The organism is Acinetobacter sp. UBA6526, from assembly GCF_002434875.1.
In the GTDB taxonomy this organism is placed as follows: domain Bacteria; phylum Pseudomonadota; class Gammaproteobacteria; order Pseudomonadales; family Moraxellaceae; genus Acinetobacter; species Acinetobacter venetianus.
Genome location: NZ_DJLC01000203.1, coordinates 21,807 through 38,996, shown reverse-complemented (window position 1 = coordinate 38,996; position 17,190 = coordinate 21,807). Strand labels below are relative to the sequence as shown.

The following is a 17,190-nucleotide window of genomic DNA, read 5'->3' as shown; positions in this document are numbered from 1 at the left end:
TGGCCCACCAGGTTTAGGTAAAACGACACTCGCAAATATTATCGCACGTGAAATGGGTGGAAATCTTAAATCAACTTCTGGCCCTGTCTTAGAGCGTGCTGGTGATTTAGCAGCCATGCTGACCAATTTAGAAGAAGGTGATGTGCTGTTTATTGATGAGATTCATCGTCTTTCACCTGTGATTGAAGAAATTCTCTATCCCGCAATGGAAGACTATCAGCTCGACATCATGATCGGTGAAGGTCCAGCGGCTCGATCAATTAAGCTCGATTTACCGCCATTTACACTCGTTGCAGCAACGACTCGTGCAGGTCTACTAACCTCACCTTTACGTGATCGTTTTGGGATCGTACAACGTTTAGAGTTTTATTCTGTCGAAGATTTAACTCATATTGTCACACGTTCGGCAAACCTCATGGATGTACCTATTACTCATGATGGTTCAATGGAAATTGCACGTCGCTCACGCGGTACGCCACGTATTGCTAATCGTCTACTCCGTCGTGTCCGCGACTATGCCCAAGTTAAAGGCACTGGTGAAGTGACACAAGACATGGCTCAACGCGCTTTAGATATGCTCAATGTTGACAAAATGGGCTTAGATACCTTAGATCGACGCTATCTGAGTATGTTACTTGAGCGTTTTGAAGGTCGCCCGACAGGTGTTGAAGCTTTAGCAGCAGCAATGGCTGAAGATAGCGGCACATTAGAAGATGTCATCGAACCTTATCTTATTCAACAAGGTTATGTGATGCGTACAGCCCGTGGTCGTATTGCCACCAATATGGCTTATTTACAATTTGGTATGACTCCCCCTGAATAATATAAAAACATTCTTAATAAAATACTTTCTATAATGAAGCAATTAAAATAATATACAGATTATTCTAATTGCTTCATTATTTTATTAAGGGTCGAAATGAAAAATAAGTTATTAACAACAACATTTTATAGTAGCATTGTATTATTAACAGCTTGCGGTGGTGGGAGTGATAGCAACAATAATGAAAACTCTTTTCAAAGCAAAGAAAAAGTAGACTACACCAAAGCAGAGACAATTGAATCAATTTATGAACCAATAACAAATTTATCTCAAGATCAAAACAACATCTTATTAATCGGTACTGAGTTTGCTGAAAGTCTCTATTACGGTATTTATGCTAATAATAACTTTAAATGTTCGGATGGATCTTATACAAAAAATAGCGATAAGAGCATTACATTTAATAAATGCTCATTTCTAGATTATGCCAACGACGACAGCATCATTACACAGTTACGAGTTATAACCATTTCTGGATCAGTAAACAGTAAAGAAACACTTTATACAGATTCAGGCCGTTATGAGACTACGCTAAAAAACTTCAAAATCACGCCATCAAATAATGATACAATTACTTATAATGGCAGTATTATCAGCAAATACAGTTATAACAATGCTCAATACCAAATTAAAAAAATGACTTTTAATGTTTTTGATAACGAAACAAAGGAATCGAACCAACTAATTGCTAACAACTATCAACTCAACGTAAATAATCTGACAGTAACTAGTCAAGGAAATGTCGAAGGAAATCCAGACAACAAAATCTTCTCTGTGAATTTCAAAAGTGATATTAGATTTGAAAACATTAATGATAAAATTGCTTTCTACCCTAATTCAGCAGATATCGTAATTGAAGATACGAATAATGTGAAAAATTCAATTAAGATTTCGAATACGAGCAATTACAAAGCGCTCATTCGAGCTTATGCCGATGGAATCACAGTGGCCGGATATCCTAAAACGATTGAATGGTCTGACTTAGAATAAAGATTATTTATTTCTTTTTGAAGAAGCCCTACTTGTTAGGGCTTTTTTTATCAGCACCAAGAATATGTTATTTATTACTATTTCTTTAGTCTCATCGAGATCTTATCATTCCCTCATTGCTCCCAGTACGAAACCAATAGGTAAAAGAAATGGCAAATCATTTTGAGTTCAATATTCGCGTTTATATCGAAGACACTGATGCAGGCGGTATCGTTTACCATGCCAACCATATCCGCTTCATGGAGCGTGCACGTACTGAATGGCTACGCGCAGCAGGTGTTGATCACTACTGGCATCAACAAGACTACAACTTCGTTGTTCATCAAATTCAAGTCAAATATGTACGCCCAATATTAATGGATGATTTAATTACCGTTACAGCACGTGTTATTTCGTGTAAAGCAGCATCATTTGTGTTGCAACAAAATATTTATCGTGGTGAAATCTTGCTGGCTTCAGGTGAGGTAACGTTGGCATGTTTGAATAAAGAATTAATGCCACGTAGACTACCTGAGGAAATTCGTGATCTGATTCAAAAAGAATTAGCACAGGACTAAAAATAAACTTTCGGCACAGCAACTTATGGCAACTAACCTAGAATCTTCCCTGCATATTTCTGATTTGATTTTACAAGCAAGCCCTGTTGTACAACTGGTTATGCTGATCTTATTACTCGCATCCATTTATAGCTGGTATTTAATTGCCAAATTGCATATGGGTTTCAAGAAAGCAGGTCAAGAGGATGAACATTTTCAAAAAATGTTCTGGTCAGGTGCCGAATTAAATACGTTATATAACAATGCTCAACTCAACTCTAAACGTCGTGGTTTAGAAGATATCTTCTATCAAGGTTTAGGAGAGTTTTTCAAACTTCAAAAACGTAAAGCAGATACCAACCAAACCATTGAAGGTACTGAACGCATCCTTCGTGTTGGTTTAAGCCGCGATCAAGGTGGTTTAGAACAAGGCTTGGGTGCTCTCGCAAGTATCGGTTCAGTTGCCCCTTATATCGGTTTGTTTGGAACGGTTTGGGGCATTATGAATGCCTTTATCGGTCTGGCAGCCGTTGATCAAGTGACTTTAGCCACTGTTGCCCCTGGTATTGCAGAAGCTTTAATCGCAACCGCAATTGGTCTTTTTGCAGCAATTCCAGCAGTACTTGCATTTAACCATTTCACTGCAAAAGGCGAATCTATCTATTCTGATCGCGCATTATTTGCAGAAGAAATGGTTGCTCTTCTACAACGTCAGTCAATTGGAACGACACAGGAAGATGCATAATGGCAATTCAGCGCTCAGGACGTTTTGATCGTATCAAAAAACCACTTAAAAGTGATATGAACGTCGTTCCCTATATTGACGTCATGTTGGTGCTCCTTGTGATTTTCATGGTTACGGCACCAATGATCACCAGTGGAATCAAAGTAGATTTGCCGCAAGCAAATAATCATCCTATCGAATCGAAAGATATGCCTGCAATGGTAACGATTGGAAAAGATGGAAATATTTATCTGCAGTATCAAGAATACAAGGATAGTGAACCCCTATCGCTAGAACAACTTGAAACAGTCCTAAGCGATGCTCAAAAGCAAGCTGAACAAGACAACAAACAACTAACTGTATTGGTCAATGGTGATAAGACACGCCCTTACGGCGAAGTTGTATCGCTCATGGCAAGTTTGCAAGAAGCAGGTTTAACACAAGTTGGTTTACTTACAGAGCCATTAAAATAAGCTATGAAAAAAATTCAAGAGCCTCCATTTAAGCAAAATGCGATCGCACTGGGTTTCACACTCGGTGTTCATGCAATCGCGATTGTTGGCTTGCTTTTTTTAGGCTTGAGCAAACCACCTGAGCAGCCAAAAAAACTGACAACAGTTTTAGTAAAACCCGAAGATCTTCCTCAAATCAATGATGAACAAGCTTCTGCAGAAAACCAAGCAAATGAAGTGCAAAGTCAGATCGTCGATCAAACCTTGCCAGAAAATATTCCTGTCGTACCGCCCAAACCAACGACTCAACAACCAAATTTGGAACAACAAAAAGCTGAGCAAGAAAAGTTAGCCGAACAAAAACGTAATGCTGATGAAGCTGCTCGTGCTAAAAAAATTGAAGAGCAACGCAAACTTGCTGAAGCTCAAGCACAAAAGCAACGTGATGAAGCAGAAGCCAAACAAAAGGCTGATGCTAAACGCAGAGCTGATCAAAAAGCGGAAGCTGACGCTAAAGCACGCCAAAAAGCTGAACAAGATGCCAAATTGAAGCAGCAACAGAAAGCTGCAGAAAATGCAAAGTTACAAGCTCAGCAAGATGCCAAGCGCAAAGCTGATGCAGAGGCTAAACGTAAAGCTGACGCAGAGGCTAAGCGGAAAGCCGATGCAGATGCCAAAGCTAAGGCTGATGCAGACGCTAAACGCAAAGCTGAAGCAGAAGCTAAACGTAAAGCCGATGCAGATGCTAAACGAAAAGCTGATGCGGATGCCAAAGCTAAGGCTGACGCAGAAGCTAAACGCAAAGCCGATGCAGACGCTAAACGAAAAGCCGATGCAGACGCTAAACGAAAAGCTGATGCGGATGCCAAAGCTAAGGCTGACGCAGAAGCTAAACGTAAAGCCGATGCAGAGGCTAAAGCTAAAGCTGATGCAGAAGAAAAAGCTGCTGCTTCGAAAAAAGCTGAACAAGATGCTGCACAGAAAAAAGCGGAAGCTAAACGAATTGCATCAACTGCTAAACGTGATTTTACTAACAAAGTTCATGCAGCTTGGAAAGTTCCCCTAGGTAACACAGGTAAAACTGTAGGAGTTAGATTTTTATTATCTGACTCAGGTCAAGTTCAATCCATAGTAATCACAAAATCAAGCGGGGATGAAGGATTAGATGCAAGTATCAAGACAGCGATTCAAAATGCAGCTCCCTATCCTATGCCAGAAGATCCTGATGCACGCAGAGAAGCAAGAAATGTAACTTCTACTTTCACAGCAAAATAGTAATGAATAGTTAACATGCTTCGTTTTTAATAGCCGAAAGCATGTTAAGTATGTTAAATAATCAACTGTCTCAAAACACCAGCTCAAGTAATTGTAATTATGGAAAATACGCGTAGACATCTTATTTCTTTGGCAGTTCTTACAGCGATTAGCTTAACTGTACCAGCCACAACCTTTGCACAATTACACCTAGAAATTGCAAAGGCACCCGAACAAGCACCAAAGATTGCGATCGTTCCTTTTGGTAATGACAATAATGCGCTCTATCCCATCATTGAAAATGACTTAAATCGCTCAGGTCGTTTTACAAGTGCATCACAAAATCTTCCTGCGACTGCACAACTCAATCAGATCCAAGCGGACAATTGGCAAAGTGCTGGCGTTCCTTATGTTGTCGTTGGTCAACTTAAACCAATTGCAGGCAATTCTTTTGAAGTCCATTACCAGCTATACGATGTACAAAAACGTCAATACTTACTCAACGAAGTGTTAACAGTTCCAAACTCAAGAGTACGCCAAGCGGGTCACATGATCAGTGATGCAATTTATCAAGCATTAACTGGTATTGCAGGTGACTTCAGCGGCCGTATTGCTTATGTATTACGAAATCAAGCGACTCCAGCTCAACGTTATACATTACAAATTGCTGATACAGATGGCGAACAGCCGAAAACTGTACTTTCATCACGCGATCCTATTCTGTCACCGACATGGTCACCTGATGCCAAGAAAATTGCTTATGTCTCATTTGAAACCAAACGCCCTGCAATTTATATGCAAGATTTAGCAACGGGTGAAAGAGAAGTTTTAGCGAGTTTCCGTGGTTTGAACGGCGCACCAAGTTTCTCTCCAGATGGCAAGTCTATGCTCTTCACAGCATCTATGCATGGAAACCCAGAAATCTATCAAATGGATTTAGGAACTCGCCAAGTAAAACGAATGACTACGGACTCAGCGATTGATACTGAAGCACGTTACGCACCAGATGGAAAATCATTTATTTTTACCTCTGACCGTGGCGGCTCTCCACAAATTTATCGTTATAGTTTTGATGATGGATCAGTTAAACGACTTACATTCAAAGGTGCGTTCAATGCACGAGGTACATTGAGTGCTGATGGCAAAAAAATTGCACTTGTTCACCGACCTAGCGGCAGCAACTACAAAGTCGCGATTCAAGATATTAATACTGGCATCACAAATATCTTAACCCCAACAAGTCTAGACGAATCACCAAGCTTCTCACCAAATGGACAAATGGTGGTTTATGCAACGCGTGAAGGTAATCGTGGCCTGTTATCAATCATGTCAACAGATGGTCGTTTCCGTATGAACTTGCCAAGCGAACAAGGCGAAGTTCGTGAACCAGCTTGGGCACCAAAATAAATTCAATCTATTGGAGATTCAAATGAATATTAAATATTTAACACTTCCACTTATTTCTGCAACGCTTGTATTTACAGGATGTGCAAGCCGTAAACCAGCAGCTGAAATTACAGCTGGTAATACACCAAATGGTTCAACTACTGTAAGCACAGAAGGTTTAAGCGAAGATGCTGCATTAAATGCACAAAATCTAGCTGGTGCATCTTCTAAAGGTGTTACTGCTGCAAATAAAGCATTTTTAGCTAAACGTGTTGTTCATTTCGACTATGACAGTAGTGATTTATCAAATGAAGACTATCAAACACTACAAGCACATGCTCAATTCTTAGTTGCAAATGCCAACTCAAAAGTTGCTTTAACAGGCCACACTGATGAACGTGGTACTCGTGAATACAATATGGCACTTGGTGAGCGTCGTGCAAAAGCTGTAGAAAGCTTCTTGATTACCAATGGTGTAAATCCACAGCAACTTGAAGCTGTGAGCTATGGTAAAGAAGCACCTGTTAATACAGGTCACAATGAAGCAGCTTGGAAAGAAAACCGTCGTGTGGAAATCAACTACGAAGCAGTACCACCATTATTAAAATAATAATGATTTAGCTTCAAATAAAAATGCTCACATATCGTGAGCATTTTTTATGTTTGAGATTCTGCATCATCTTTTTTATCAGATGGCTGCATCGACTCAATCATATCGTGTTTATTAAACTCTTTATATTCAGGCTTTGATTCGTACTCTTTCCACGCCTCTTGCACATTTTCTTTAGAAATCTTTTCTAAGCTAATTGGCTCACTTGGCGTTGGGGTAGCGTCAAAATTCTTAGTCGACATCTGTGCTCTCCAAACTTCCTGTCTAGTATGCGATCAACATAGCATGTAATCTGTCGCTTGTAATCATAAAAGCAACATAAATAAAGTAAGATAATTTTTATTTTCAAGCGTTCTCATCTAGAATAGCCGCATTCTTTTATCAATTATTGACGCGGCTAAATCGGAGCTATTCAATTATGTCAAACCTTACCTTGTCCCAATATCTAGAACAACAAAATGGGAATTTGACACCAGAGTTGGCACAAGTCATCGAAACAATTGCAAATACATGTAAGACAATTGATCAGGCATTACAAAAAGGTGCTTTGGCAGGTATTTTGGGCAGTGCTGGTAATGAAAACGTTCAAGGCGAAACTCAAAAGAAATTAGATGTTATTTCTAATGATTATTTAATTGATGCTTTAAAAGTACATCCTCAAGTTGGCGGTTTAGCGTCTGAAGAATTAGATGATTTCACGCCTGCACAAGAAAATGGCAAATACCTCGTGTTATTTGATCCATTAGATGGTTCAAGCAACATCGACATCAATATGTGTGTAGGCACAATCTTCTCAATCTTGCCAGCAAAGAATGCCGTAACGCAATCTACTGACTTCATGCAAGCAGGTACAGAACAAGTTGCTGCGGGTTACGTATTATACGGCCCATCAACAATGTTGGCACTTACTGTTGGTGCTGGCGTAGTGTTCTTTACATTAGATCCAGTCACACAAACCTATCTACTAACCACCGAACAAGTTCAGGTGTCAGCTGATACACAAGAATTTGCAATTAATGCATCGAATCAACGCCATTGGGAAAACCCTGTAAAACGTTATATTGATGAACTTTTAGCAGGTAAAACTTCAGTTCGTGAAAAAGACTTTAATATGCGTTGGGTTGCATGTATGGTTGGCGACATTCACCGTATTTTGTGCCGTGGTGGTATCTTCCTCTACCCTTACGATTTAAAAGACCCTAAAAAAGCAGGTCGTTTACGTTTAATGTATGAAGCAAACCCAATGAGTATGTTAATCGAACAAGCTGGTGGTGCTTCAACAACAGGTCGTGTTCGTATTATGGAAATCCAACCGACAGAATTACACCAACGCGTTCCTGTCATTATTGGTTCTAAAAATGAAGTTGAACGTGTGACAAGCTATCACTAATCCAATCAAAATTTGATACTCGGAAACATCATCCACAACCTACGATGTATCAAAAATTTAAATATTTCACAGACATGATGAGATATTTTAATGAATAAAATCGACAGGTTTTGTGGATGACTATGGTTTACCTACTTTTCTCTCAAGAAAAGTAGGTTTAACCGAAGGCTAACCCTTAAATAAGATGAGAACTTAGCCTGATACTGCTAAACCATCCTATTCATTGAGCCTAAATTTATTAGACAAACTCTTATGGCCATTATTTTCCTAGAATCAAAAGACAATGCAAAAATCAAACATTTGCGTGGGCTGATCGAGCTGAATAGTGCCCGAAAGAAACATCAGCAAACCGTTCTAGAGGGTACTCACCTATGCCTAGCGTGGTTACAACAACAAAAGAAAATCTTTTCACTATTTACCACTGAACAAGCATTAGAAAATTCCGAGTTACAACAAGTCTTTGAGCTTCATCAAGGGCATATTTTCGTTATCAGTGAGGTTTTATATAAAGATTTAAGTACACTCGGTACAACATTACCTTGTTTGGCAATCATTGATTTACCACAGAATCCTGCACAAATTGATTTTACTCAAGACACTTTAATTCTTGAAAATGTCCAAGATCCAGGCAACGTAGGTACGCTTTTACGCTCAGCCGCAGCAGCAAATATCAAACAAGTTATTTGCACACAAGGATCTGCATCACTTTGGTCACCGCGTGTATTGCGCGCAGGAATGGGCGCACACTTTAGCTTAGTCTGCTTTGAAAATATTCAACTTGAAGACATTCTTCCGCAATTTAAAATTCCAGTTTTTGTTACGAGTTCCCATCGTTCAACAAGCTTATATAGTAAGGACTTAACACAAGCTTGCGTATGGATTTTAGGAAATGAAGGACAAGGTGCAAGTAATTATGCCCTCGAACATGCTGAGGCGGTTGCGATTCCACAACCAGGCGGACAAGAATCTCTGAATGTTGCAATTGCTGGATCAATTTGCTTTTTTGAAATGGTTCGCCAACGTCAGTAAAACGTTAATTTATTTTAAATACGATTTTTTTACTGAGAAAATCAATTACACTACTAAAAATAATTGCTTAAGTTGTCAACGAATCCACCATTTTCAACGTTATATGGTTAATGAATTGGAAATAATGGTGGGTGTCCATGACAGGATTTTCCATCTCTATGGATTTAGCACCGAAACAGGCTCGAACAGATAGCAGTACTGATCACAGTACTGTTGAACAACGTCTGCGTTTTTTTATGCAAGATGTTACTGGTCGTGCCCTAGTGATGATGGAAAGTGCGACACAAGGACAACAAGGTATTGCAATGGATTTAGTCCAAGAAGCCTTTATTTCCTTACACAAATCATATTCTGATAAAAGTACAGAAGAATGGTATCCCCTTTTCTATACTATCCTTAATAACAAATTACAGGATTGGCGACGTAAAGAAGCGCGTCGAGCAAGCCCATTTTCTCTATTCAAAAAAGTGAGTCTAGATGACGACAATGAAATTATTGATGTCGTCGATGAATCCACTCCAAATCCATTTGAATTTCTCAATCAAGAAGTAACAATGGAAGAAATTCAGGTAGCGATTAACCAGCTACCTGTAAGACAACAGCAAGCTTTTATGTTGAGAGCTTGGGAAGGTTTTGATACATCTACCACAGCTCAAATTATGGATTGTAGTGAAGGCAGTGTAAAGACACACTATCATCGTGCAATTCAAGGACTCAGAATCGCTTTAGAGCATTTAAATCCACATGGAGGATCATCAGATGAATAACGATGAGTTCACAAAAAAAGTGACTTCCAAGCTCGATCAACTTGAGAAAGAGCAATATCACAACAAAATGTTAGTGATGAATCATGTTCTTGATACTGTTCAAAAGAAACCAACGTCTTACTACAGTATTTGGAAAATGACTGGCTTTGCTTTTGCAGCAGCACTTATGGGTATTGTTGTATTACCCAGTTCATTGCAACTTGCAGACAAACAGCAAAATCAAGTGATCGTAAATCCAAAACTTTCACCACAAATGGTTGAAGATATGGAAATGTTAATGGCCTTTGGTGAAGATAGAGTTCCTCATGGCAGCTAAAAGAATTGCTCTTGTTGTATGCACACTCAGCCTGCTACAAACCAGTTTTGCTAGTTCAGAGCGTTTTTGGGTTTTTTCTAAACCTAATAAACCAACAACTGAAGAAGCTTGGGATGATCTATCGCCTGAAGAACAACGTGTATTGATTCAACGCTATCAAACACTAAAAGAAATTCCGACAAATCAAAGTACTCAGCTCCAACAGAGAATGGAGTGGTTTACTCAACTGCCAGAAAATGAAAAACAAAAAATGCGTGATGTCTGGCAAAAGATGAGCACACAAGAACGTAATACGTTGCGCAAAAGAATGCAGAATGCCAGTGTTGAAGAAAGATTGAACATCCGAGAAGAATACTTAAGTAAATACTCTGAACATTAATTTCAGAAATTAAACTATGCATAAAAATAGCGCCTAAAGGCGCTATTTTTATTGAATCAAATTTTATTTCTTCATTCGGCGATAGCCCAGCAATCCAAATAGTCCAAGTAAAGAAAGCCATCCAATACTCCCCCCTCCACCATTACTTGCACTACGAGTATCATCTGTTGTTGTTGCTGTACTAATTACACTAACAGTGGCTGTGTTTGATGCTATACCATCTGCATCATAAACTTGATAGTTGAATGAGTAATTAAATGGGTTGAATGCATTTGCCTCTTGAATATAAATATTACCACCGTAACAAGTTTGACTATCATCAGGCTTAGGACATTTACCTTCTCGATCTGCTGTTACAAGAATATTTTTACTCGGTACATTAGATAAACGAATTGGTAACTCTATACCATCTTCATTTTTCCAAAAAGCAGGCTTATTTGGTTCATCATCAGGACCTTTACCACCTTCTCCTGTATCCCCATTATCATTAGAGAATTTTAACAAATCTAAAGCTACTTTTTCCTTTTGCTGATATTTTAAAGTAACAGAAGTATCTTTTGCTTCAGGTGCTATATTATTAAAGGCAGCTTTGATTAACCCTGTAGATTTAACATTAGAATTATCATTAGACTCAATCGTATATTGACAAAACTCTTTATCTCCAGCTTGAGTAATTGTATCATCTTTTCGATACATAATTATTTGGGCTAAATCATTGTTCCATTCGCAGATTAAATTTTCATCCTCTTGAACAGTATATTCAGAATCATTAATCTGACCAACACCTAAAGCCTTAGTGGTTACTTTATACAAACTCTTATCAAAAAATTGAAGCTTGTGCGTACCATCAGACAGTTCTATTTCTTCGGGCAGAGGTAGTTGATAATTTTTCAAATCAATATAAATAGCACGATAATGTAAATTATCTTTCGTTTTTTCTAAGAGATTTTTATAAATTTCAAGATTTTCTTTATCATAAGTTTCATATTTCGGATCATCAGGATTTTCTACCAAATACTCATAGTTATCAACTTGCTGTTGATATCCTGTCACTAAGGTAGAAATAGATGTATTTGATAAATCCTCTAAATCACCAGCTGTAAATTTCATCAGCTCCACAGACCCTACATCACAACTGTTACGCTCTTCAGGATTGAAATAGAGTGTGCCATCCGCAATACGAGCAATACCTCTCTGATCGCTTTCACTACATCCATCAGCCCCTGCTTTACTTACATCAATTAAAACAGAATCTTTTTTTGGATAATACATTGGCAAAAAGGCTGTATATTCAGTCTGTTTCGATAGATCACTTAATATAGATCTAACATCACTTATCCCACTAACATCGATATTTTTATCTTCAGTCGGAAAGGCTTCTTTTGGTAAATCACATTTTTTTGAACCAGCTCGCTCTATCGCATTGTAGTTCGCTGACATTTTCATACTTTCTAGTTCCGCCGCATCACCTAACAGATATCTACAAGCAGATGTATTATTATTATGAGAAAGTATATTAAAGCTTAATGACTTACTTCCTAATTTATCATATAAAAAAATGGTATTAGCTGTATTTTCAACAATTGTATTACTTAGTAAATTCAAACTACTTGCATTACTTAAAATACTAGAACCATTATTACTATCACTACCAGCCTTAGTGTCACCACTAAACTTGATTAAACTACCATTAGAAGTATTTACTATATTTTTTGCAATAGTATTCGTGCTAAGAGTTGTAGCTGGTTGCCCACAAAACTCTAACATGCTGGATGAGGAGTTTGAACCATTATTAATTAAACTACTATTATTAATAGAAATAGTTCTCTTAGAATAAACATTATCATTAAAACAGCTCATCCCTACAACAGTAGCTAACGGGGCAGTATTATTACTAATTAAACTACTTGTAATCGTTAAAGAAGCTGAAGGTCCTGCTAAAAAGATTGCCCCACCAGCAATATTAGCTGAGGAATCTAGAATTTGACTATTTAATAGACTGACATCAGCACCGGCATAAATTGAACCGCCTCGATCAGAAGTTTGGCCATTCTTTAGTACAACACTATTTAAAGAGAGTGTCTTATTTGCAACAGTCGTATTAAAAATGCGGGAATTTTTCTGAGCATCAATTATTGATTCAAGCGCTTTTTGTGCTGGATACTGATTAGTAATGACATTCTTTTTTTCCCAATTTACTGGAGTAGCTCCAATAATCAAAACATTGACCATTGGTACAAGCTCTTTTGTTAGGGTATATGTTCCTGCCTCTAACTGAATCTGTTTAGTAGTCGTTGATAAAGTATCAGTTATACTACAACCACCATATGATTTACGTAACTCTGCTGTTTTTAAAGCTTCTCGTAATGAGCACGCATTAGTATTTTCACCATCCTCATCTACAAATGTAGTTACCTTAATTACATCACTACTTGTTGCAGCAATCAATGGCATTGATGCAATAACCATTGTTGCTAATATCCCTTTTTTATAATTTTTCATCTTTAAAATCATCCTTGATTAAGCTCTATAACGACGCAAACCAATTAGTCCTAGCAACATAAAAATTGCAGAGATTCCAATACTACCACCACTAACATTTACAGTTTTACTTTCAAAATTATTTGGCGGATCCTGAACAATTGTGGTTGGAATAGTAATGTAATAATTTGACACATCATTGAATCTAGTGGTTGTAGTCATGATACGCATATTAAATTTATCTGCACCATGCCAATCTCCATTTGGCACATATACAACATTCCCATCTTGATCAAGAGTCAATTTACCTTTAGAAGGGGTTTGAGTTTGTACAATTTCCAAACACCCTGGCTGCCAAGCCTGCCCATTCTTATCAGTTTCTTGCTGAAGTACTACTTTACATGACTCAGGATCAAGTAATTCACCATCTAACAAACTATCCGCAATACTAAATTTAGCAATCTCGCCATACAGAATATCTTGTCCCGCAATTGGCACACTAGAACGATCAACAATTAATTCGATAGCACCTAAATCACATAGCTCATCATACCCACTTCTATTCTTACCTCGCTGATCAACAGTTTCACAACTTGCTAACCCAACATTGCTACCATCACTATAAATTCGACCTTTGTTAACGATTAATGAATCTGTAAGTCTGTAATATGACATTAATAACCGTGGTTTAAAAAAACCTAACATTTGATCTTTTGGCGTATAATAGGGGCACAACAATCCATTTGCTGGAGGTGCAATACATATTCCCTCATCATCAACGCCACCAGCAATCAATGTATGCTGCGAATTATTTTTATCCCATATAAAATTTGGACGTTCAGCAGGTGCATTTAGATTACACTCTGTTTCAGTCAAGTTACTCTGAATAACGGTTTCATCACCTGAAGCAATAACACAGTTTTTACCAGCGTTATCAACAATTATACTATTTGAGATATAAGCACTTGGATATGTCTCAGTGCTTGTTGTACCACCATTTGTTGTTGTTAAGTTCCACTGAGGTGCTTGTAAATAAAAGCCGCCAGCATTTTTTATCATAGTAATATTGTTTACAACCATACCCTGACGTATGTTTGCAATGTATCCACCTTTATTATGAAATATAGTAGAGTTTTTCAACCCACCTGTGTCTCTAACTAACACACTGCCAATGGTTTCATCCGTATAACCAGTCTGGACATAAAAAATAGAACCCTCAGGTGTAGCTTTCCCTTCATTATCACGGATAACAGATTGAGAAATCACATAACGAGGCATTTCACTATAAATCGCAGCGCCCTGATCTGCACTATTATTTTGTATAATTGTATTATTTAAACTCACAAACCCAGCTGTTTTTTGTGTATTTGAATAAATACCAGCATTATAAATAGCTCCACCTCTATTTGCTTTACCATCATTTAACCTTGAATAAGTAATACTTAATGACTCACGATTATAAATTAATCCGCCATCATTTAATTTTGAAGTTGATCCTTTTAGATTCAACTCTGTGAAAAAAACATTGATTAACTCATTTTCTACACTTCCATCATCAATCAAAAATAAGCGCTCATTGCCAGCCATTTTTATTGTAGGGTTATTTAAACCCTTCTTACTATCATTAAAGTCCCCACTACTAGCCGCAATAATCGACATCGATGCTTTTATTTCAAGAGCTTTATTTAAAGTATATTCTTTATCACGCTGCAAAATAATTGTAGATGAAGCATCTTTATCTCCACAACCATGATATCCATTTTCATATTCGGTCTGAGTTCTGTTATTTAAAAAGAATACGGCTTCACGTAATGAACAAGCAGTATCGTCTTTGTCTTCATCAACTAATGTTGTAACTTGAATATCTGCAGAATATACATGTCCAGTAATCGCAAATAAAGCACAGGCAAGCGTCCGCTTGAGCATACCGATCTCCTTCTATTTTTCATTTTTCTTCGTATTGCAAACTAATCATTTGCAACCACATTCCTTTGTGCGTACTTTGTCACAGCTCTCAAAATTACTCAAGAAATTTTGTACTATTGGCGATATTCATCAATTAATGCATAAATTTGCTTAAGCGTTGTATTTGAAAGCTTTGTTTTTTCACCCTTCAACATTTTTTCGAGCTGCGCAAGAGTTTGTAATAAAATAGAGGCTTGGTGTGGGCCATTTAATAATAAATAATCTACAATTTGTTGATCAAAATGTATGCCTCGACGAGTCATCACAGATTGAAGTAATGCTTGTCGATCAGAAAAAGAACTCCCATTTGGCACTTTCACACTTACAGCCTGCGTTAACCTTGACTGTAAATCTGGTAATTCTAGTTTTAATTCAATGGGAGCAACACGAGAGGAGAAAACAAGCTGCCCCTCGTGATTATTCATTAAATGAAATACAGCTTTTTGCCAATGTGGAACACCACTGATTGCATCAATGTCATCTAAAGCAACTAAATCATAAAACTCTAATGAGGTAATCGCTTCAATAGGAGCATCTAATAACTCTAATAAAGACACCTTAATCGCTGGACGTCCCAACTCAAGATAAGAATCACAAATTGCGGATAATAAGTGACTTTTCCCTGTTCCAGCACCACCATAAATATAAAAACGACTCACTAGACCCGCATGTAACTGTCTAATTGCATCAACTACAGGCCCCCAACCTGGCCCCGAAAAATCACTGATTCGAGCATCCAGTTGGGGTTCAATATCCAGTTGGAGTTGACGCATATATGTCGTATTTTCCTCAATTACTTGGAAGTGTTTGTATCTGAAGTCTCTGTATCTTGAGAGTTTTTCACATCAATATCAATATCTATTTCATTCGTTTCGATACTAATGTGCTGGGTGCTGCCTTCTGCAACAATAATTTCGGCAGGTAATCCATAGAGACGACTTTTCTCATAGTTATTTCTTGCATGTTTAAGCAAAACAACGATGACCGCAGCGACAGGTAAAGCAATCAACATTCCAAGAAAACCACCTAATTGCGCACCTGCTAAAACAGCAAAGACAACCGCAACAGGAGACAAACCAATTTTATCACCTAACAGGAACGGTTGCAGAATATAACCTTCAACCATTTGACCAATCATAAATACAATGCCAACTAACAATAGCTGCATCCAATCAAGTCCAAATTGGAATAATGAAGCAATCACAGCAGCAATAATACCAACGCCAAAACCTAAATAAGGAATAATACTCGCCAAACCCGCAATCATTCCAATAATTAAGCCAACCTCTAAACCGATAAGTTGTAGACCCACAGCATAAACAATTCCAAGTAAAAGCATCACTAAGAACTGCCCTTTTACAAACGCACCTAATACACTGTGGCACTCACGAACGATTGTTAATGTCGATGCCTCATAAGGACGAGGAATTAAACGTCGAAGGCTTTGTAACATTCTTTCCCAATCAAGTAAGAAATAGAAAGAAATAATTGGAATAAGAATAACCACCCCACCAATTTGAATAAAATTCAAACCAGACTGAGCAAGTCTTAACGCCATCGTTTGAATACTATCCGCACTATAATTGGTTTGGATATAATCCATTACAGTCTTAGAAATTTGCTCAGTATCGATTTCCATTGGTACCACATTGAACGTATGAGAAACCCAAGGCAAGAACGTCGCGTTGATCCAGTGAATGCCCGCAGGAATACTGTCTCTAGCGTACATTAACTGTTTCCATACCAACGGTACAAGGAACCACAAAACAACTGTCAGACCTACGCCAATACCAACAAATACGATACTGATGGCTAACCAACGGGGTAATTTAATTTTTACAAGAACATCAACAAGCGGGCTAAACAGGTAGGCAATAAAAAATGCGCCGACAAATGGCAGTACAACAGGTTTCAATAAGTATAAGACCCAGAGAATCAATGCGAGTCCAGCGATGATAAAGATACGGCGCAGTACCTGATCTTGCATAAAATCTAGCCTTTTTTCGTGTAATCGTTATAAATGGGAAAAAATTTTAAATAAAGATAGCATTTTCGAGCATAAATAACATAAGAGTTTCGTATATTCAG

At 37.8% G+C, this 17,190-nt stretch carries 18 protein-coding genes; 13 read left to right on the top strand and 5 right to left on the bottom strand.

Annotated features, from left to right (window positions below; translation table 11 throughout):
* The 8 genes from ruvB to pal all read left to right on the top strand — a co-directional run.
* A partial coding sequence (gene ruvB / locus B4237_RS13970; protein ID WP_286943597.1) for a Holliday junction branch migration DNA helicase RuvB occupies window positions 1–823 on the top strand: 823 nt, incomplete at its 5' end.
* Between the two features lie 96 nt (window positions 824–919).
* Window positions 920–1,813: a hypothetical protein gene (locus B4237_RS13965; protein WP_019384035.1), complete on the top strand. Its 894-nt coding sequence runs from the start codon at window positions 920–922 to the stop codon at window positions 1,811–1,813.
* Window positions 1,814–1,962: 149 nt separating this feature from the next.
* Entirely contained in the window at window positions 1,963–2,370 is a 408-nt protein-coding gene (ybgC, locus tag B4237_RS13960) for a tol-pal system-associated acyl-CoA thioesterase (RefSeq protein WP_004878485.1), read from the top strand.
* A gap of 25 nt (window positions 2,371–2,395) precedes the next feature.
* A complete protein-coding gene (gene tolQ / locus B4237_RS13955; protein WP_023014274.1) occupies window positions 2,396–3,094 on the top strand; it encodes a protein TolQ in 699 nt (232 codons plus the stop codon).
* Window positions 3,094–3,546 (top strand): protein TolR, encoded by a 453-nt coding sequence (gene tolR, locus B4237_RS13950; RefSeq protein ID WP_007481514.1) that lies wholly within the window; start codon window positions 3,094–3,096, stop codon window positions 3,544–3,546. Before tolQ ends, tolR begins: the two co-directional genes overlap by 1 nt.
* Window positions 3,547–3,549: 3 nt before the next feature.
* Window positions 3,550–4,800, top strand: a complete 1,251-nt coding sequence (gene tolA, locus B4237_RS13945; RefSeq protein ID WP_278596377.1) for a cell envelope integrity protein TolA — start codon at window positions 3,550–3,552, stop codon at window positions 4,798–4,800.
* A 99-nt stretch (window positions 4,801–4,899) separates the two neighbouring features.
* On the top strand, window positions 4,900–6,186 hold the full coding sequence (gene tolB / locus B4237_RS13940) for a Tol-Pal system beta propeller repeat protein TolB (RefSeq protein WP_278596376.1): 1,287 nt from the start codon (window positions 4,900–4,902) through the stop codon (window positions 6,184–6,186).
* Window positions 6,187–6,208: 22 nt separating this feature from the next.
* Window positions 6,209–6,775 (top strand): peptidoglycan-associated lipoprotein Pal, encoded by a 567-nt coding sequence (pal, locus tag B4237_RS13935; RefSeq protein WP_278596375.1) that lies wholly within the window; start codon window positions 6,209–6,211, stop codon window positions 6,773–6,775.
* 47 nt (window positions 6,776–6,822) lie between these two features.
* On the opposite strand, the gene B4237_RS13930 is transcribed toward pal, so the two are convergent.
* Complete coding sequence (locus tag B4237_RS13930; protein WP_007481521.1) at window positions 6,823–7,017, bottom strand: NF038105 family protein; 195 nt, start codon at window positions 7,015–7,017, stop codon at window positions 6,823–6,825.
* Window positions 7,018–7,193: 176 nt separating this feature from the next.
* On the opposite strand from B4237_RS13930, the gene B4237_RS13925 reads away from it, so the two are divergent.
* From B4237_RS13925 to B4237_RS13905, 5 genes are all read left to right on the top strand, one after another.
* Window positions 7,194–8,165: a class 1 fructose-bisphosphatase gene (locus B4237_RS13925; protein ID WP_278596374.1), complete on the top strand. Its 972-nt coding sequence runs from the start codon at window positions 7,194–7,196 to the stop codon at window positions 8,163–8,165.
* 252 nt (window positions 8,166–8,417) lie between these two features.
* Window positions 8,418–9,194: a TrmH family RNA methyltransferase gene (locus tag B4237_RS13920; protein ID WP_023014270.1), complete on the top strand. Its 777-nt coding sequence runs from the start codon at window positions 8,418–8,420 to the stop codon at window positions 9,192–9,194.
* Window positions 9,195–9,352: 158 nt separating this feature from the next.
* Window positions 9,353–9,961 carry an RNA polymerase sigma factor gene (locus B4237_RS13915; protein ID WP_004878475.1) on the top strand — a complete coding sequence of 203 codons (609 nt, stop codon included), beginning with the start codon at window positions 9,353–9,355 and terminating at the stop codon, window positions 9,959–9,961.
* Window positions 9,954–10,277 (top strand): hypothetical protein, encoded by a 324-nt coding sequence (locus B4237_RS13910; protein WP_278596373.1) that lies wholly within the window; start codon window positions 9,954–9,956, stop codon window positions 10,275–10,277. The genes B4237_RS13915 and B4237_RS13910 overlap by 8 nt, the downstream gene beginning before the upstream one ends.
* Window positions 10,267–10,656 carry a DUF3106 domain-containing protein gene (locus B4237_RS13905; RefSeq protein ID WP_004878473.1) on the top strand — a complete coding sequence of 130 codons (390 nt, stop codon included), beginning with the start codon at window positions 10,267–10,269 and terminating at the stop codon, window positions 10,654–10,656. Before B4237_RS13910 ends, B4237_RS13905 begins: the two co-directional genes overlap by 11 nt.
* 63 nt (window positions 10,657–10,719) lie before the next feature.
* On the opposite strand, the gene B4237_RS13900 is transcribed toward B4237_RS13905, so the two are convergent.
* From B4237_RS13900 to cxpE, 4 genes are all read right to left on the bottom strand, one after another.
* Complete coding sequence (locus B4237_RS13900) at window positions 10,720–13,158, bottom strand: CSLREA domain-containing protein (RefSeq protein WP_278596372.1); 2,439 nt, start codon at window positions 13,156–13,158, stop codon at window positions 10,720–10,722.
* Window positions 13,159–13,176: 18 nt separating this feature from the next.
* The gene (gene rbtA, locus B4237_RS13895; RefSeq protein ID WP_278596371.1) at window positions 13,177–15,063 is read right to left on the bottom strand and encodes a rhombotarget A; all 1,887 of its coding nucleotides are present in this window, start codon (window positions 15,061–15,063) and stop codon (window positions 13,177–13,179) included.
* 113 nt (window positions 15,064–15,176) lie between these two features.
* Complete coding sequence (locus B4237_RS13890) at window positions 15,177–15,875, bottom strand: DnaA ATPase domain-containing protein (RefSeq protein WP_061519401.1); 699 nt, start codon at window positions 15,873–15,875, stop codon at window positions 15,177–15,179.
* 20 nt (window positions 15,876–15,895) lie between these two features.
* The gene (cxpE, locus tag B4237_RS13885; RefSeq protein WP_278596370.1) at window positions 15,896–17,089 is read right to left on the bottom strand and encodes a chloramphenicol efflux transporter CxpE; all 1,194 of its coding nucleotides are present in this window, start codon (window positions 17,087–17,089) and stop codon (window positions 15,896–15,898) included.
* Between the last annotated feature and the right edge of the window lie 101 nt (window positions 17,090–17,190).